The organism is Nocardia sp. 852002-20019_SCH5090214 (genome assembly GCF_001665865.1).
Taxonomy (GTDB): Bacteria; Actinomycetota; Actinomycetes; order Mycobacteriales; family Mycobacteriaceae; genus Nocardia; species Nocardia nova.
The window spans coordinates 1-17,171 of record NZ_LZMK01000310.1 but is presented as its reverse complement, the minus strand read 5'-3'; the positions used below and the strand labels follow the sequence as shown (position 1 = coordinate 17,171).

Annotated in this window: 17 protein-coding genes; 13 read left to right on the top strand and 4 right to left on the bottom strand. The window is 68.8% G+C overall.

All coding sequences use genetic code 11. From position 1 onward, the window contains the following. Positions 1-347 (bottom strand): hypothetical protein (locus tag A5780_RS42135; RefSeq protein WP_231983078.1); only part of this gene is annotated, 347 nt, incomplete at its 3' end. Between the two features lie 93 nt (positions 348-440). Beyond that, positions 441-983, bottom strand: coding sequence for a hypothetical protein (locus A5780_RS42130; protein WP_231983077.1), 543 nt, complete (start codon positions 981-983; stop codon positions 441-443). On the opposite strand from A5780_RS42130, the gene A5780_RS42125 reads away from it, so the two are divergent. The 5 genes from A5780_RS42125 to A5780_RS24970 all read left to right on the top strand — a co-directional run bounded on the left by A5780_RS42125 (position 954) and on the right by A5780_RS24970 (position 7,299). Beyond that, entirely contained in the window at positions 954-1,784 is an 831-nt protein-coding gene (locus tag A5780_RS42125) for a hypothetical protein (protein ID WP_231983076.1), read from the top strand. The two genes, A5780_RS42130 and A5780_RS42125, sit on opposite strands and share 30 nt — an antisense overlap. Positions 1,785-1,835: 51 nt before the next feature. Further along, entirely contained in the window at positions 1,836-3,704 is a 1,869-nt protein-coding gene (locus A5780_RS24985; protein ID WP_064909743.1) for a dynamin family protein, read from the top strand. 88 nt (positions 3,705-3,792) lie between these two features. Continuing rightward, positions 3,793-5,388, top strand: coding sequence for a dynamin family protein (locus tag A5780_RS24980; protein WP_227463218.1), 1,596 nt, complete (start codon positions 3,793-3,795; stop codon positions 5,386-5,388). A gap of 121 nt (positions 5,389-5,509) precedes the next feature. Continuing rightward, positions 5,510-6,397: a haloalkane dehalogenase gene (locus A5780_RS24975; RefSeq protein WP_064909742.1), complete on the top strand. Its 888-nt coding sequence runs from the start codon at positions 5,510-5,512 to the stop codon at positions 6,395-6,397. A gap of 44 nt (positions 6,398-6,441) precedes the next feature. Then, a complete protein-coding gene (locus tag A5780_RS24970; protein ID WP_063017364.1) occupies positions 6,442-7,299 on the top strand; it encodes an RNA polymerase sigma factor in 858 nt (285 codons plus the stop codon). A gap of 4 nt (positions 7,300-7,303) precedes the next feature. On the opposite strand, the gene A5780_RS24965 is transcribed toward A5780_RS24970, so the two are convergent. Continuing rightward, a complete protein-coding gene (locus A5780_RS24965; RefSeq protein WP_064905629.1) occupies positions 7,304-8,464 on the bottom strand; it encodes a zinc-binding dehydrogenase in 1,161 nt (386 codons plus the stop codon). 31 nt (positions 8,465-8,495) lie between these two features. Continuing rightward, positions 8,496-8,732, bottom strand: coding sequence for a hypothetical protein (locus tag A5780_RS24960; RefSeq protein ID WP_146098834.1), 237 nt, complete (start codon positions 8,730-8,732; stop codon positions 8,496-8,498). Positions 8,733-8,881: 149 nt separating this feature from the next. Here A5780_RS24960 and A5780_RS24955 point away from each other — a divergent pair, with 149 nt between their 5' ends. The 8 genes from A5780_RS24955 to A5780_RS24920 form a co-directional block, all read left to right on the top strand. After that, positions 8,882-9,955, top strand: a complete 1,074-nt coding sequence (locus tag A5780_RS24955; RefSeq protein ID WP_169812453.1) for a DUF1707 domain-containing protein — start codon at positions 8,882-8,884, stop codon at positions 9,953-9,955. A gap of 9 nt (positions 9,956-9,964) precedes the next feature. Continuing rightward, positions 9,965-10,786, top strand: coding sequence for a DUF1707 domain-containing protein (locus A5780_RS24950; RefSeq protein ID WP_063910898.1), 822 nt, complete (start codon positions 9,965-9,967; stop codon positions 10,784-10,786). Positions 10,787-10,885: 99 nt separating this feature from the next. Further along, entirely contained in the window at positions 10,886-11,536 is a 651-nt protein-coding gene (locus tag A5780_RS24945; protein ID WP_064905615.1) for a hypothetical protein, read from the top strand. Between the two features lie 338 nt (positions 11,537-11,874). Further along, a complete protein-coding gene (gene dnaK / locus A5780_RS24940) occupies positions 11,875-13,716 on the top strand; it encodes a molecular chaperone DnaK (protein WP_036506545.1) in 1,842 nt (613 codons plus the stop codon). Continuing rightward, positions 13,713-14,357 (top strand): nucleotide exchange factor GrpE, encoded by a 645-nt coding sequence (gene grpE, locus A5780_RS24935; RefSeq protein WP_064909741.1) that lies wholly within the window; start codon positions 13,713-13,715, stop codon positions 14,355-14,357. Before dnaK ends, grpE begins: the two co-directional genes overlap by 4 nt. 39 nt (positions 14,358-14,396) lie before the next feature. Continuing rightward, positions 14,397-15,569, top strand: a complete 1,173-nt coding sequence (dnaJ, locus tag A5780_RS24930; protein ID WP_063017336.1) for a molecular chaperone DnaJ — start codon at positions 14,397-14,399, stop codon at positions 15,567-15,569. Beyond that, entirely contained in the window at positions 15,569-15,964 is a 396-nt protein-coding gene (locus A5780_RS24925) for a heat shock protein transcriptional repressor HspR (RefSeq protein WP_063017334.1), read from the top strand. The genes dnaJ and A5780_RS24925 overlap by 1 nt, the downstream gene beginning before the upstream one ends. 382 nt (positions 15,965-16,346) lie before the next feature. Next, on the top strand, positions 16,347-17,171 hold an 825-nt coding region (locus tag A5780_RS24920), incomplete at its 3' end, for a globin domain-containing protein (protein ID WP_064909740.1).

Genomic DNA, 17,171 nt, shown 5'->3' with positions numbered 1-17,171 from the left:
AGGTGCTGGGCGCGCTGGAGGCGTTCGAACCGCTCGGGGTGAGCGTGGCCGGGAAGCGCTGCCTGGACGCCGGTGCGGCGGGTGCTGCGACCGGGGTGGGGTCCGAGTTGGGTGGTGCTTTGGGTGGTACGGCCGACGCGGGCGCTGGTCTCGGTGGTGCGCTGGGTGGTGTGGCGGACGCCGGTGCCGGACTGGGCGGTGCCTTGGGTGGTGCCGCCAATGCTGGTGCGGGGCTGGAAGGTTCGTTCGGGAATTCGGTCCATACGGGTGGCGATCTGGGTGGTGCGCTCGGCGGTGCGACGCAGGTCGGAGCCGACCTCGGTGGTGCTCTCGGGGGTGCGGCCCACGCGGGTGCCGGACTCGGTGGAGAACTCGCGGGCGGCGCTGGGCTCGGTGGCGCACTCGGGGGAGCGGCGAATGCGGCTGCGGGCCTTGGGGGTTCACTCGGCGGGGCGGCCGATGCCGGTGCCGGGATCGGGGGCGATCTGTCGGATGCGACACAGGCGGCCGGAGATTTGGGCGGGGCGCTGAGCGGTGCTGCGCAGGGTGGTATCGGTGGTGCACTGAACGGTGCCGCGAATGCCGGAGCAGGACTGGGCGGCGCTGCGAATGCCGGTGCGGGGCTCGGTGGTGCCTTGGGTGGTGCGGCGAATGCCGGTGCCGGACTGGGTGGTGCCTTGGGCGGCGCGGCGAATGCCGGTGCCGGACTGGGCGGTGCCCTGAACGGTGCGGCGAACGCCGGTGCCGGACTGGGCGGTGCCCTGAACGGTGCGGCGAACGCCGGTGCCGGTCTCGGTGGTGCCCTGGGCGGCGCCGCGAATGCCGGTCTCGGTGGGGCGCTCGGCGGTGCTGCGAATGCCGCCGCGGGACTCGGGGGTGCCGCCGGTATCGGAGCGGGGCTCGGCGGGGCGGTGGCTTCGGGGGCGCAGGGTGCGACCGGGTTGGAGACCGGGTTGTCCGGTGGTCTCGGCAGCGGTGTGCACACCGGGGCGGATCTGTCCGGGGCCGCGGTCTCGGGTGCGCATGCGGCCGGGGATCTGTCGTCCTCGCTGTCGGGTGCGGCGACGTCCGGTGTGAACAGCGCGACCGGCCTCGGAACCTCCCTGTCCGGATCAGCGGATGCGGGCGTCCACGGTGCCGGCGACTTGGCGACCTCGCTCTCGGGAGCGGGCGCCAGTGCCGTGCACAGTGCCGGCGACCTGGGCACGTCGTTGTCCGGCGCGGGTGCCGGGGCTGTGCACAGTGCGGGCGACCTGGGGACATCGCTGTCCGGGACCGCCGCGTCGGGTGTGCACAGTGCCGGTGACCTCGGAACCTCGTTGTCGGGGACCGCGGAGTCCGGTCTCCACGGCGCGGGCGATCTGTCGACCTCGCTGTCGGGCGCGGCGGATTCGGGGTTGCACGCGGGCGCCGATGCGAGCTCGGGTCTGACGGGTTCGGTCGACTCGGGGCTGCACGCGGGCACGGATGCATCCTCGGCACTCTCGGGTACGGCCGCCGGCACCTGGTCCGGTGTCGATGTGTCGCACGCGTTCGGCAGCGGTGTCGGCACCGATATCTCCGGCGTCGGCGCCTCGGGTATCGGCGGGGGCGTGGACAGCGCCCTCGGTGCGCACAGCGGCATCGACAGCACCCTGGCGGCGGGCGGCAACAGCTCGCTGTCGGGCGGGCTCGACACCGGCGGTCACACGGATTCGAGCCTGTTCGGTGACACCTCCGGCCACGCCTCGGCCGTCACCGATACGCACGCCTCCGGCGACATCACCGGCGGACTGCTGCACTGAGGGTAGCGAAGAATCGGTTCGGTCAACGAAACAGGTTGGGGTGCAACGAAAATGAGCAGTGTGGTCGTGGCGGACACCGCCCCGGAGGTGCCTGCCTCACCGCTGTCGCGGATTCTCGCCGAAACCATCACCGCCGCGCGCACCGCCGATCGCGACGATCTGGTCGGCCGGCTGGAGGTGCTGGCCGACCGGATCCGCGACCCCCGCCGCCGCATCGTGGTGGTGGGCCTGGGCAACCAGGGCAAGAGTCAATTCGTCAACGCGCTGCTGAATCTCGACATCAGCCCGGTCGGAGACGATGCGACCACCGGGGTGCCGATCGTGCTCTCGCACGGCCCGCAGGCCCGGGCCGAGACCGTCGTCACCACGCCGTCCGGTGACGAGCGGGACAACCGGCGGATTCCGCTGCCGCTCGGCGATATTCACACCGTCACGCCGCAGTCTCCGCACGGCCGCGTGGCGCGGGTGGAGATCGAGTTGCCGAATCCGCTGCTGGCCGACGGGATCGTCGTCATCGACACCCCGCCGGTCGGCGGCCACGCAACCGCCACGGCCGCAGCGGTTCTCGCCCTGGCCCCGGCCGCCGATGCGGTGCTGCTGCTCTCGGATGCCTCCACCGAGCTGACCGAACCGGAGGTCGACTTCCTGCGGCAGGTGCGCGAACTGTGCCCGGCCGTGGCGCTGATCCTCAGCAAGATCGATCTGTATCCGCATTGGCGGCAGGTATTGCAGGCCGACCAGGCGCATCTGGAGCGCAATCGCCTGGCGCTGCCGATCATCCCGGTTTCGGCGCTGCTGCGCAGCCACGCCATGCGGCTGCAGGATCAGCAACTGGGCCGGGAATCCGGTTTCGGTGTCCTGTTCGACTTCCTGCGGGAGCAGGTGGTCGCCCGGGACAAGGCGGCGGCGCAACGCGCGGTGGCTCTCGACATCTCCTCTGCCGCGGAACATCTCGCACTGGCGCTGAGCAGTGAACTGGTCGCCCTGCGCGACCCCGAACGCGGTGCGGCCGCCATCCGCGAACTGCGCACTGCGAAGGCGCAGGCCGAGGAGCTGCATCGCCGGACCGCGGCCTGGCAGCAGACGCTGGGCGACGGCGTCACCGATCTGGCCGGCGATATCGACCACGACCTGCGAGATCGGTTGCGCGCCATCGGCAGGACCGCCGAGGAGTGGATCGACGAGAACGATCCCGGCCGGCTGTGGGATCAATTGGAACAGTGGCTGATGCAAACGACCGACACCGCCATCGGCGACAATCTGCTGTGGACGCATCATCGCGCCATCCACTTGGCCGAGCGGGTGGCCGAGCACTTCCTCGAATTCGGTGCGGTGGATCTGCCTGCGGTGCGGTCGGGTTCGGAGTTGGAGGAGTCCCGGGTGGCGGCGGTGACGCTGGCCGATCTCGAGCCGGATCTCGGCATGGGCCACAAGTTGCTCGTCGGTATGCGCGGTTCCTACGGCGGTATGGTGATGATCGGCCTGGCCAGTACGGTCGCGGGCCTGGCGCTGATCAATCCGGTGTCGCTGGGCGCGGGTGTGCTGCTGGGCGGCAAGGCGTTTCGCGACGACAAACGAGAACGGCTGGCGCGCAAGCGCGGCGAGGCGAAGATGGCGGTGCGCCGCTACCTCGACGATGTGAGTTTCGAGGCGGGCAAGGAGTCGCGCGACCGGCTGCATCGCATCCATCGCATTCTGCGCGATCACTTCACCGGCATCGCCGACCGCAGTCTGCGTTCGATCAACGATTCGCTGCAGGCCGCGCAGGATGCCGCCGGAGTGGCCAACGCCCAGCGCACGCAGCGGGGCGCGGAACTCGAGCGGCAATTGCGAGTGGTGGCCGAGCTGCGACGTCATGCCGATGCGATGCTGCCGCCGGCGGGCCCGTCCGGACGTCATGCGCGCGGGGCACAGTCCTGACCCACGGCACCGGGACTCCGAGCCTGCGGCCCTGGGATTCTCAGCCCACGGCACCGGGATTCACAGCCTGCTCGGGTACGGTCGACGCGTGAGTTACCAGGTCAGCGACCAGACGCCGGGCATCGTGGGGGAGGCGCGCCGGTTGGTTTCGGCGGCCCGCCACGCCTATGCGCCGCGGTCGCGCCCCGCCGCGATGCTCGGTGACTGTGCGCGCCGCCTCGACCAACCGCTGCGGGTGGCGCTGGCCGGGCAGCTCAAAGCCGGTAAATCGACGCTGCTCAATGCGCTGGTCGGACAGGACATCGCACCGACCGATGCCACCGAGTGCACGCGGATGGTGACCTGGTACCGCCACGGCCCGGCCCCGCGCGTGAGCGCCCTGGCCGCCGACGGCGCGAGCGCCGATGTGGTGGTGCGGCGCACTCCCGGCGCCGACGGCCTGCCCGGGGCGCACGGTCTGAGTTTCGACCTGTCGGCGCTGCGCTGGAACGCCGCCGGTGAGCACGAGGTCGACCATCTGGATGTGCAGTGGCCGGCCGCCACCCTGGCTCGCACCACCATCATCGATACCCCGGGCACCTCGTCGCTGTCGCGGGAGGTGTCGCTGCGCACCTCACGGCTGCTCACGCCCGACGAGAATGCGGCGGTGACCGTTCCCGAGGCCGACGCGGTCGTCTATCTGCTGCGCCGGCTGGACGCCTCCGATATCGGGTTCCTGGAACGCATCGGCGCGGGAGGTACTGCCCGGCAGGGTGTTTCGGGTCCGCTCGGCGTGATCGGGGTGGTCTCCCGGGCCGACGAGATCGGCGCCGGCCGCATCGATGCCCTGCATTCGGCCCGCGAGGTCTCGGCCCGCTTCGCCACCGAACTGGAGCGAACCGGATTGTGCCAGGCGGTCATTCCGGTCGCCGGCCTGCTCGCCTTCGCCGGCGCGACGCTGCGGCAGCGCGAATTCGATGCCTTCGAGGCGCTGGCGCGGATCTCCGTGGAGGATCTGAGCATCGCGCTACTGTCCGCGGACCGATTCGCGCATCCGGAGTTGCCCCTGCCGGTGCCGGCGGAACTGCGGGCCCATCTCGCAGCCCGGTTCGGCCTGTTCGGCATTCGCATGGCGGTGACGCTGATCCGGCTGGGCGTGCGCGACTCCGCCACGCTGGCACGCGAACTCGGCGAGCGCAGCGGCGTGGAGGAACTGCGCACGGTGCTCGACGTGCAGTTCGCCCAGCGAGCCGATCAACTGAAGGCGCATTCGGCGTTGACCGCCGTGGCGCGGATCGTGGCCGCCCATCCGGGAACGCGCGCCGACGACCTGCTCCCCCATATCAACAGCCTGTTGGCGGATGTGCACGGATTCGCCGAGCTGCGGCTGCTCGGGCGGTTGCGCACCGATGAATTGCCCCTGCCCGCAGACGATGTCACCGAGTTGTACCGGCTGGTCGGCGGATCCGGTGTGGCACCGCATCTGCGCCTGGGATTGCCCCCGGACGCTCCGGGCGGCGAAGTGCAGGCACATGCGGTGGCGGCGGTGCGGAAGTGGCGTGGTCGGGCGCGCCACCCGCTGGCCGACCGATTCACCACCGAAGCCTGCCTGACGGCGGCGCGGAGCGCGGAGGGAATCGTCGACCAGTTGCGGGAACCGGAAACCACCCCGATGAGCCGCGTGCGTCCGCCTCGCGCCGGCTGATCCCTCGGCGCTGTGATGTGTCTCGCATCACAGCGGGGGTCGGTCACAACCTCGTCCTGGCCGTGTCGAAACCGGATGTAAGGGCCGAAAACTCGGCCGGGCACCGATCCGAGGACACATCATGCCGACCGTCGTGACTCTCGATTCCTTCGTCAACTACCGCGAGAGCGGCACCGGACCGGTTCCGGTGGTCTTCCTGCACGGCAACCCGACCTCGTCGTATCTGTGGCGCAACGTGATTCCGCACGTCGATCCGCTGACCCGGGTGCTCGCGCCGGATCTGATCGGCATGGGGGATTCGGGCAAGCCCGATATCGCCTACCGATTCGCCGATCACGCCCGCTACCTCGACGCCTGGTTCGACGCCCTGGAGCTGGACGAGGTGGTGCTCGTGGGGCACGACTGGGGCGGCGCGCTGGGTATGGACTGGGCCGCGCGCCACGCCGACCGGGTGCGCGGCGTCGCGGTGGTGGAGACATTCCTGCGACCGCTGCGCTGGTCCGAGATGCCCGAGCAGGGGGCGGAGCTGTTCCGTCGGTTCCGGTCACCGGAGGGGGAGCAGATGATTCTGCGCGACAACATGTTCATCGAATTCAATCTCCCGTTCGGCGCGCGCAGCCTGACTCCGGCCGATCTGGACGTGTACCGGGCGCCGTACCCGACGCCGGAGTCGCGGCGGCCGATGTTGGTGTGGCCGCGCGAGATCCCGTTCGACGGAGAGCCCGCCGATGTCGCCGCCGTCATGGACGACTACGGCCGCTGGATGGCTTCCACACCGGATATCCCCAAGCTGGTGATGGCTGTGGATGCCGGCGTCGGCCTCGGATCGTCGGACGCGGTGGATTGGGCGCGGCGGACCTTCGCGGCGGTCGAGGTCGTCGGGATCGGTCCGGCCGGACATCACGCCCCCGAGGACCGTCCCGACGCCATCGGCGCGGCCGTGGCGACCTGGCTGCGCGACGCGCGGCTCACCGAACCCCGCACCGCGGTCCGGACAACGCCGCGGTGACCTGCGCCGTTGCGGTGCCGCTCGCGGCACCGCACGATAGGTCGATGAGCGTTGACGGGCCCGACGAGCGGGCGGCCGAGACCGCACTGGTCGATCGCGCCGTGGCCGGCGACCGGACCGCCATCGCCGACGTGGTGCGGCTGTTGCAGGATCCGTTGTACCGCTTGGCGTTACGGATGACGGGAAATCCGCCCGATGCCGAGGACGCGGTGCAGGAAATCCTGCTGCGTGCTGTCGGAAATCTCGCGAGTTGGCGCGGCGAGGCGAAACTGACGACCTGGGCCTATCGCATCGGCGTCAACTATCTGCTGAACCAGCGCCGGCGCAGCCCGCAGGAATCGGCGCAGCTGGACCTCGACGGCTTCGCCGCCAATCTGCTCGAGGGGCTGGCCGAACAGGAGTACCGGGGGCCCGAGGCGACGGTGCTCACCCGCGAGGTGCGGCTCGTCTGCAGCCAGGCGATGCTGCAATGCCTCGCCCGTGACGAGCGGGTCGCGTTCGTGCTCGCCGATGTCTTCGAACTGAGCTCGGCCGAGGCCGCGTGGATTCTCGGCATCGGCGCCCCGGCCTATCGGAAACGGCTGGAACGAGCGAGGACTCGGCTCGGCAACTTCCTGAACGCCACCTGCGGTGTGGCGAATCCGGCAGCGCCGTGCCGCTGCGCGCGCCGCGTGCGGACCGCCGTCGACCAGGGCCGGGTGCGGCCCGGCGCACGCGGCCTGGGCGGTCATCCGGTGGCGCCCGGTGGCCGCAGCGCGGCCGATGCCGAGAAGCAGATGATCGGCCTGCACGATGCCGCGTCGATACTGCGTGCCCACCCGGACTACGCACTGCCGCCGGCGCGGCTGGACGCGATCGCGAAACTGCTCGATTCCGGACGCTTCCCGCTGCTCGACCGCTGAGCGATCACACGTCGGACGACGAACTCGACGGGTCCACAAGGATTTTCGCGTGATGTTCGGGACTGCCCAGGGCGGTGAAGGCGTTGTCGACACCCGCCAGCCCCACGGTTCCGGTGATCAGCGGAGCCGGGTCGACCTTACCGCCGGCGATCATGTGCAGGGTGTCGCGGAACTCGCCCGGATCGTAGCCGAAGGCGAAGCGCAGTTCGATCTCCTTGTTGATCGCCATCGCGGGCCGGAAACGGTCGGTCTCCATACAGACCCCGACCACCACGATGCGGGTCAGAGGCGGTGCGTCGGTGAGCAATTGGTCGATGATCCCCGGCACGCCCACACATTCGAACACCACCGGCCCGCCCGGCGCCGCGTCCAGGCTGTGCGCGAGGCGGAACAGATACCACCAGGGCAGTTTCGGGATGCTGCGCAGTCGCGTCATGGTGTCGAAACCGAGATTGAGGATATCGGTGACGCCGGAGATGCGACCCTTCGCGGGGTTGGCCGTCCACGGTGACTCCAGATTCGGATCCACCACCACGTTGGCGCCACACCGGCGCGCCAGTTCACGGCGACGCGGTGAGAAGTCGCTGGCGACAATGTTCTTCACGCCGGCGGCGCGCAGCATGCTGATGACCGCCAGGCCGATCGGCCCGCACCCCACCACGAACGCGGGCTGGTTGCGGCCCACCCGACTTTTGCGCACCGCATGCCAGGCGACGGCCATCGGTTCGGTCAGCGCCGCATGGTCGGTGGCCAGCCCGTTCGGCACCGGGAACGTCATGGATTCCTGCACCACGACCTGTTCGGCGTAGCCGCCGGGCGCCTGCTCCGACAGTCCGGTCAGTTCGGGATCGCGGCCGTTGCGCACGATCGGCAATGCCACCACGCGGGTGCCCGGCTGCCAGCGTTTGCGGCAGTCGGACCCGTATTCGACTATCTCCCCGACGAATTCGTGACCGAGCACCACACGCTGATGGGAGCGCATGAAATTCCGGTAACCGGTGGCGGCCGCGAGCTCGGCCAGTTCGTCACAGTGCAGACGGGCGTGCAGATCGGAGCCGCAGATCCCGCATCGCGACACCGCGATCACCAACTGGCCGGGCCCGGGTTTCGGCGCCGGGATATCCGCGACTTCCAGCTTGCCTTCCGAACACACCACGGCCTTCATATCCGCACGGTACCGCGCGGGATGGGCCGAATCAGCGGGATTGCGGAGGAACACCCGCGGACAAACTGTCCAAAGATCCCAGCAGGTCGACCAGCAGGAATTTCACCAGCGGCGAGGTGCAGCCCTGTTCGGTGCAGCCCACATCCGAGGACCCCAGCATCGGGCCGTCGGTGAAGCCCGGCTGCGCGGCGGCCGCGTTCCCGGCGGCGAACAATCCGCCCGTCGTGAGTGCGGCGGCCACACCGGCGGCGGCGAGACTGCGTTTCATCGATTCCTCCATAGTCGATCGGTCCCCGACCACATCGACGCGACTGTATGGGCGGCCGCCATTTGCCGGAAAGACCCCAGAGGTCGGGGGTCGCCCGAATCCCGCACCGACACGCCGTGATGCGGATGCCGAGTCGCTACCATCCAGGGGTGAGCTCTTCTGGGTCCGGAATGCCGGGTATGCCCGCACCCGGCAGCATGCGGGCCCGCGATATGGACCGAGTTCAAGCGCGCACCCTGCTCGATGCCGCATTCGACGAGGGCCAACTCGGCGCCGACGAATATCACGACCGGTCCGACCGTGCGGCCACCGCGAAGACCGTCGGCGAACTGCGGAATCTGGTCGACGACCTGCAACCGCCCGCCGGTGGTGCGCAATGGACACAGCCGCCGGGCCCGCCCCGGCGAGCGGGCCGCTATCCGGCTTATATCCGTGCCCGCGACGCCGACCGTGCCGAAACCTGCCGTGCCCTCGACACCGCACTGGCCGACGGTCAGCTCTCGGCGGAGGAACATCAGACCCTCACCGATCTGACCACGGCCGCCGAAACCCTGGGCGATCTGGCCGAACTGACCGCGGACCTGCAGCGCCCGGCCGAGGCGCCGATCGATCCGCGGGCGGGAGTACAGAGCGGGACGGCGTGGTTCGCGGGCGCCGCGGCGGTGGTCGTGCTGGCCGCCGCGGTCGGCGGATATCTGCTGACGCATCGAGCCGCCCCCGAGCCCGCTCCGATCGCGGCCGCGGCGCCGCAGGTGATACGGCCCGTGGTGATCGAGACACCCGACCTCACCACGGTGGCCGGCTTCGAGAAGTTCCGCAGCGACTATCAGGCGAAATTCGGCGACACCACCGTCGACGACCTGACCCTGTTCCCCGATTTCGCGTCGGTCGACCGCACCTCGGCGCGGCAGCCGAATCGGGTGGCCGACTACTCCTATCGGGGCGGTTTCATGGCCTCGACCGCCGTCACCACCCGCTCGGCCGACAAGCCGATATTCGACCTCGCCGCGGTGAACACGTCCGCGCTGGGCGATCTGATCGCGCGGGCGGTACCGCTGCTGAAGGTCCCCGGCGGCGCGGTGAGTCATATCGGCATGGGTATCGACACCATCACCAAGGTGCCCACGATCAGCATCTACGTCGGGAATTCGTTCAACGAGAACGCATACCTGGAAGCCACGCCCGCGGGCGATCCGATTCGCGTCTACCCGTTCCACACATAGGTGCAGCCGATGGGAACCTTCGCCACATCCCGCCGACCTGCCGCGCCGGCCGGGGCCGCGAACAGCGGTCTGCGCGTGCGTGATTCGGATCGCGTCGACGCCTGCGCACTGCTGGACGCCGCCCGCGACGACGGTCAGCTCTCCGACTCCGAGCACGGGCGGCGCACCGCCGCGGCGATGCGGGCGCGCACCTTCGCCGACGTCGAGAAGGTCATCGGCGATCTGCAGATTCCGGCCAATATGGCCGACGCCCCCGTCGTGCGCCCGGCGCGACGACGGCGTGCCCGACGGTGGGTACTGGCGGGCGGTGCGGTGGCGGCTGCGGCCCTGATCGGCATGTTCTGCGGCTGGGTGAGCAGCGACGACGGTCCGCTCGCCGACCACACCCCGCCGGATATGACGACCGCCGCCGGTATCGAGGCGTTTCTGTCCGATTACCGTCAGCACTACGGCGATCTGCTCGCCGACGACGTGACGCTGATGCCGGAGAACGCCTCGATCGAGCGGCCCCGCACGGGGGATCGGTCGATTTCCGAAAGAGCTTCCTACAAGGGAGAATTCGATACCTGGACGACCAGCAGCCGGGATCCGAAACTCGAGCCGATCGACCTCGCCACGATCGATGTGCCGAAATTGGCGGCCCTGCTGGCCGGAGCTCCGCGAACCGTCGGGTCGCCGCAGACGAAGGTCAGCCATCTGATCATCGGTCGCGACAGCTCCGCGCCGGATCACCCGCCGACGGTCACCATCTTCACCGAAGGCGCCCGCAGCGGGCATCTGGTGGTCGCGCCGTCCGGTGAACCGCTGGTGGTCTACAAATCCCAGCCGTGAGGCAGGAGACGTCGGCCGTCCTCGCCGGCGGGTTTGACCTGCGCGTCTCGGGTTAGCCGGATAGTGAATCGCCGGGTCGACGAAAGTGGGGTGTCGCAGATGAGCGCGAACGAGGATCGGATCGCCCGGGAACTGCTCGACCGAGCGGGGACCACCTATGCGGCCGAGGCGGGAATCACTCTCGCCGACAAACCCGCTCCGCTGTTCCAGCTCCTGGTGCTGGCCCAGCTCATGAGCGCCCGGATCACCGCCGATATCGCGGTCGCCGCCGCGCGTGAACTGAGATCGAGCGGCTACCGCACCCCGCAGCGCGTCGCCGAGGCCGACTGGCAGGACCTCGTCGACGCGCTGGGGCGCGGCCACTACCGCCGCTACGACGAATCCACCGCCACCCGGCTCGGTGAGAACGCCACCATCCTGCTCGACCGCTACCACGGTGATCTGCGGAAACTGGCCGCCGAAGCGGATCGGGACCCGGACCGGCTGGCCGAATCGCTGCAGCAGTTCAAGGGCATCGGCCCGACCGGCGCCGAAATCTTCCTGCGCGAAGTCCAGGATGTCTGGACCTGGGTGCGCCCGCATTTCGACGACCGGGCCCGCAAGGGTGCCGATCTGCTGCATCTGTCGACCGATCCGAAGCGCCTCGACCGCCTCGGCCCTTCCGGCCACGACGCGGAATTGGCCGCCGCCCTGGTTCGGGTGAGTCTCGACAAGGATCTCGCCGACCGGGTACTCGCGGCCGCAGGCTGAGCATCGGCCGGTCGAAATGCCTGGTCATTCGCGTATTGCGGGACCGGGCGCGGTGACCGCCGCGTCCGCTCCGCCGGGCCGGGAAATTTTTTCCTCCGGCCGGGAATGAACCGTCCGCCCCGCTCGTTGAGCTGATCGACGCAAGGTTGAGTGAAAGCGACTCAAGTCTCTGGTTGACTCCGACGGGATCGGGGGGCAGGATTGAGCCGACCACGCTCAGTGTTGCTGAGGACCGTGCTCCGTGCGGTGTCAGGGGCGAGGTCCGGCCGGCACGAACAGTGCCACGCGCAGGGTCGCCCCTGCACCACACACAGTTACATCACCTAGGAGGAACCACTATGGCTCGTGCGGTCGGTATCGACCTCGGGACCACGAACTCGGTCATCGCTGTTCTCGAAGGCGGTGAGCCGGTCGTCGTCGCCAACTCGGAAGGTTCGCGCACCACCCCGTCGGTCGTCGCGTTCGCCAAGAACGGAGAGGTTCTCGTCGGGCAGCCGGCGAAGAACCAGGCGGTGACCAACGTCGATCGCACCATCAAGTCCGTCAAGCGCCACATGGGCGAGGACTGGACCGTGGAGATCGACGACAAGAAGTACACGGCGCAGGAGATCAGCGCCCGTACCCTCATGAAGCTCAAGCGCGACGCCGAGTCCTACCTGGGCGAGGAGATCACCGACGCGGTGATCACCGTGCCCGCCTACTTCGAGGACGCGCAGCGCCAGGCCACCAAGGAGGCCGGCCAGATCGCGGGTCTGAACGTCCTGCGCATCGTCAACGAGCCGACCGCCGCCGCGCTGGCCTACGGCCTGGACAAGGGCGACAAAGAGCAGACCATCCTGGTCTTCGACCTCGGTGGCGGCACCTTCGACGTCTCGCTGCTGGAAATCGGCGAGGGCGTCGTCGAGGTTCGTGCCACCTCCGGCGACAACCACCTCGGTGGCGACGACTGGGACAACCGGATCGTCACCTGGCTGGTCGACAAGTTCAAGGCCAGCTCGGGCATCGACCTGACCAAGGACAAGATGGCCCTGCAGCGTCTGCGTGAGGCCGCGGAGAAGGCCAAGATCGAACTGAGCTCCTCGCAGAGCACCTCGATCAACCTGCCCTACATCACCGTGGACGCGGAGAAGAACCCGCTGTTCCTCGACGAGCAGCTGACCCGCGCCGAGTTCCAGAAGATCACCTCCGATCTGCTGGACCGCACCCGCGCGCCGTTCCAGTCGGTGATCAAGGACGCCGGTATCTCGGTCAAGGACATCGACCACGTCGTGCTCGTCGGTGGCTCCACCCGTATGCCCGCGGTCTCCGAGCTGGTCAAGGAACTGACCGGCGGCAAGGAGCCCAACAAGGGCGTGAACCCGGACGAGGTCGTCGCCGTCGGCGCCGCCCTGCAGGCCGGTGTGCTCAAGGGTGAGGTCAAGGACGTCCTGCTGCTCGACGTCACCCCGCTGTCGCTGGGTATCGAGACCAAGGGTGGCGTGATGACCAAGCTCATCGAGCGCAACACCACCATCCCGACCAAGCGGTCGGAGACCTTCACCACGGCCGACGACAACCAGCCGTCGGTGCAGATCCAGGTCTTCCAGGGTGAGCGCGAAATCGCCTCGCACAACAAGCTGCTCGGCTCCTTCGAGCTGACCGGCATCCCGCCGGCCCCGCGCGGCGTGCCGCAGATCGAGGTCACCTTCGACATCGACGCCAACGGCATCGTCCACGTCACCGCGAAGGACAAGGGCACCGGTAAGGAGAACACGATCAAGATCCAGGACGGCTCCGGCCTGTCCAAGGAGGAGATCGACCGGATGATCAAGGACGCCGAGGCGCACGCGGCCGAGGACAAGTCGCGTCGCGAGGAGGCGGAGACCCGCAACCAGGCGGAGTCGCTGGTCCACCAGACCGAGAAGTTCATCGCGGACAACTCCGACAAGGTGCCGGCCGAGACCAAGGAGAAGGTCGAAGCGGCCATCGCCGAGGCCAAGCAGGCCCTGCAGGGCAGCGATATCGCCGCGGTGAAGTCCGCGGTGGAGAAGCTGGCCACCGAATCGCAGGCGCTGGGTCAGGCGATCTACGAGGCTTCGGCTGCCGAGGGTGGCGCCGCCGCCGACGGTGCGGGCAACGCGTCCGCCGGTGACGACACCGTGGTCGACGCAGAGGTCGTGGAAGAGCCGGAGAAGAAGTGACGGAACAGAACCCGAAAGAGGAGCCGGTCACCATCGTCGACAACCGAAAGATCGACCAGGACGGGAAACCGTCCGCTCCGCAGGGTGATGTGAGCGAGGCCGTAGCCGGAAACGACACGGCTTCGGCCTCCGCTTCGGTCGGCGAGGGCGTCGCCCTCGCCGACAGCATCAGCGCCGAATTGTCCGAGCGCACTGCGGATCTGCAGCGGCTGACCGCGGAGTACGCGAACTACCGCCGCCGCGTCGACCGCGACCGCAAGGCCGCCATCGACTCGGCCAAGGCCGCGGTGGTCACCGAATTGCTCGGTGTGCTCGACGATCTGGATCGTGCCCGTGCCCACGGAGATCTCGAGTCCGGACCGCTGAAGTCGGTCGCGGACAAGCTCGCCGACGCGCTGCAGAAGCAGGGCCTCGAGGAATTCGGTGTCGAGGGTGAAGCTTTCGACCCGACCCTGCACGAGGCCGTGCAGCACGAGGGTGAGGGACACAACCCGGTGATCGGGGTGGTCATGCGTAAGGGTTACCGCTTCGGCGACCGCGTCCTGCGCCATGCGCTGGTCGGAGTCACCGATGGGGTGGCGGATCTGTCCGATTCGTCGGACACTGCGAATGCCGGCCGAGATGCCGACGGTGCCGAGTAACACACAGTCGCGCAATGTGACGGAAGGAGGAGATGCCCGGTGAATCGGGAGTGGCTGGAAAAGGACTTCTACAAAGAGCTGGGTATTTCCTCCAGCGCGACCCAGGACGAGATCAAGAAGGCCTACCGGAAACTGGCCCGGGATCTGCATCCGGACAAGAATCCGGGAGATACCAAGGCCGAGGAGCGCTTCAAAGCGGTCAGCGAGGCGCATGCCGTGCTGGCCGATCCGGAGAAGCGCAAGGAGTACGACGAGGCCCGGCGGTTGTTCGCCAGCGGCGGCTTCGGCCGCGGCGGCTACGCCCCGGGCGGCGGCTACACCGGCGGTGGCGGCTTCTCCAACGAATTCAACCTGGGTGACATCTTCGGCGGTGCGGCCGCCGGCGCGGGTGACGGCGGTCTGGGGGATATCCTCGGCGGCCTGTTCAACCGCGGTGGCACACGGACCACGTCGCGCCCGCGACGGGGCAGCGACGTGGAGACCGAGACGACTCTCGGGTTCCGCGAGGCGGCCCAGGGCGTGACCGTTCCGCTGCGGATGACCAGTCCGTCGCCGTGTACGACCTGTCACGGCAGCGGCGCCAAGCCGGGCACCAGCCCGCGAGTGTGCCCGCACTGCAACGGAACCGGCGTGATCAGCCGCAACCAGGGCGCGTTCGGGTTCAGCGAACCCTGCGACGACTGCCGTGGCACCGGCTCGATCATCGACGACCCGTGCACCGACTGTCACGGCACCGGCATCCAGAACCGGACCCGCACCATCACCGTGCGTATCCCGCCCGGGGTGCGCGACGGGCAGCGGATTCGGCTGGCGGGCCAGGGCGAGGCAGGTCTGCGGGGCGCGCCCGCAGGTGACCTGTACGTCACCGTGCACGTCAGCCAGGACAAGGTCTTCGGCCGCAACGGCGACGATCTGACCCTGGTGCTGCCGGTCAGCTACAGCGAATTGGTGCTGGGTACAACGGTTTCCGTGCCTACACTGGAAGGCAGAGTCGGAGTGAAGGTGCCACCCGGCACCGCCGACGGCCGGACGCTGCGAGTGCGCGGGCGCGGTGTGCCCAAGCGCGGCGGCGGCGCCGGTGACCTGCTGGTCACGGTGAAGGTCGCGGTACCGCAGAAGCTGGACGACGAAGCCACCGAGGCGCTGCGGCGCTACGCGGAGGCGGAGAAGGCCGGCGGGTTCGACCCGCGCGCAGGTTGGGCAGGTGCTTAATGAACGGTGATCCGAAGAATCGGGCAACCGGCACCGAGTACTTCATGATCTCGGTGGCGGCTCAGCTGGCGGGAATGCACGCGCAGACGCTGCGGACCTACGACAGGCTGGGATTGGTTACGCCGCAACGCACTTCCGGCGGCGGCCGACGTTATTCGTCCCGGGATGTGGAACTGCTCCGCGAGGTGCAGCGCCTGTCCCAGGACGAGGGCGTCAACCTGGCCGGGATCAAGCGGATCATCGAACTCACCAATCAGGTCGAGGCGTTGCAGCAGCGGGTGGGTGAATTGACCGCCGAGGTCGAACGCCTGCGCGCCGGGCATCGACCCGATATGGCTCCGCCGCAACGCAGTACCGCACTGGTGGTGTGGCAGCCACGCAACAAACGGCGGTAGGCGGTTTCGGCTCTGTGCCGTTCCGCGACCGAACACACCGTGCGACAGCGCCCCCGGATCGGGGGCGCTGTTCGTGTGTCCCGGCCTCACCCCGCGCTCAGCATGCCCCCGGCAAATGTGAAAATCGCATATCGAGTCGTGCACAACCGCTCTCGAACACGCCGAAATACATGGCGTGTCACGGTCTTTGAGTCGGTTTCCAGGGGCCTACACACTACTGGACCTCGGTTCTGCCGAATTACCTCCCTGTTGTTCCTTCAGTGCGTCCCGCGCCCGGCAAACCTCGCCTACACTCGGTCTCCATCGGCTGCGCCGCGTGTCCGGCGGCACCGCGCTCACCGGACCGGCCCGAGTTCGACGTGCGAAATGGGGTTGTGGACAGATGGATTCGCGGACCGTCGCGCTGATCAGAACCACGTTCAAGGCGGTGGCCGCGGAGGAAGGCGGCCCCGAACAGCTCGCCCGATCCTTCTACGCCCTGCTGTTCACCGAATATCCGCAGCTCCGGGATTTCTTCCCCGCCGCTCTGGAGGTGCAGCGCGACCGGCTGGTCAAGGCCATCGGGTATGCCGTGGACCGGCTGGAGGAGCCCGAGCAACTGCTGCCCTTCCTGGCGCAGCTCGGCCGCGACCATCGCAAATACGGTGTGGTGGCCGAACACTATGCGGCCGTGGGTAATTCGCTCAAGAGCGCCCTGCGTGCACATGCCGGCACCGAATTGTGGACCGATGAGGTGGAACAGGCCTGGGACGCCGGCCTCGCGTTGATCACCCAGACGATGATCGGCGCCGCCGACCAGGAGACGACGCCGCCGGTCTGGACCGGAACCGTCGTCGAACATCGCGAGGTGCTGTGCAATCTGGCCGTCGTCCGGCTGCAGCTCGACCAGCCCATGACCTATGCGGCCGGACAATATGTGAGTGTGCAGATCCCGGCCCGCCCGCGGATGTGGCGGTACCTGTCCCCGGCGATTCCGGCGAATCCCCAGGGCGAGATCGAATTCCATATTCGCAGTGTCAGTGGCGGCTGGGTCAGTCCGGCGATGGTCGGCCATACCGCGATCGGCGACCAGTGGCTGCTGGGGGCGCCGCTCGGCGGGCTGGGGGTGCCGCGCAACACGCGCCGCAAGATGCTGATGGTCGGCTGCGGCACCGGCATCGCTCCGCTGCGCGCGCAATTGCTGGCGATGTCCCAACGCCGGTCCAAT

What these genes read in the sequence shown, in the direction of transcription:
- A5780_RS24985 (WP_064909743.1), top strand. Translation starts at nt 1,836, where the DNA reads ATGAGCAGTGTGGTCGTGGCGGACACCGCCCCGGAGGTGCCTGCCTCA.
- A5780_RS24975 (WP_064909742.1), top strand. Translation starts at nt 5,510, where the DNA reads ATGCCGACCGTCGTGACTCTCGATTCCTTCGTCAACTACCGCGAGAGC.
- A5780_RS24970 (WP_063017364.1), top strand. Translation starts at nt 6,442, where the DNA reads ATGAGCGTTGACGGGCCCGACGAGCGGGCGGCCGAGACCGCACTGGTC.
- A5780_RS24965 (WP_064905629.1), bottom strand. Translation starts at nt 8,464, where the DNA reads ATGAAGGCCGTGGTGTGTTCGGAAGGCAAGCTGGAAGTCGCGGATATC.
- A5780_RS24960 (WP_146098834.1), bottom strand. Translation starts at nt 8,732, where the DNA reads ATGAAACGCAGTCTCGCCGCCGCCGGTGTGGCCGCCGCACTCACGACG.
- A5780_RS24950 (WP_063910898.1), top strand. Translation starts at nt 9,965, where the DNA reads ATGGGAACCTTCGCCACATCCCGCCGACCTGCCGCGCCGGCCGGGGCC.
- A5780_RS24945 (WP_064905615.1), top strand. Translation starts at nt 10,886, where the DNA reads ATGAGCGCGAACGAGGATCGGATCGCCCGGGAACTGCTCGACCGAGCG.
- dnaK (WP_036506545.1), top strand. Translation starts at nt 11,875, where the DNA reads ATGGCTCGTGCGGTCGGTATCGACCTCGGGACCACGAACTCGGTCATC.
- A5780_RS24925 (WP_063017334.1), top strand. Translation starts at nt 15,569, where the DNA reads ATGAACGGTGATCCGAAGAATCGGGCAACCGGCACCGAGTACTTCATG.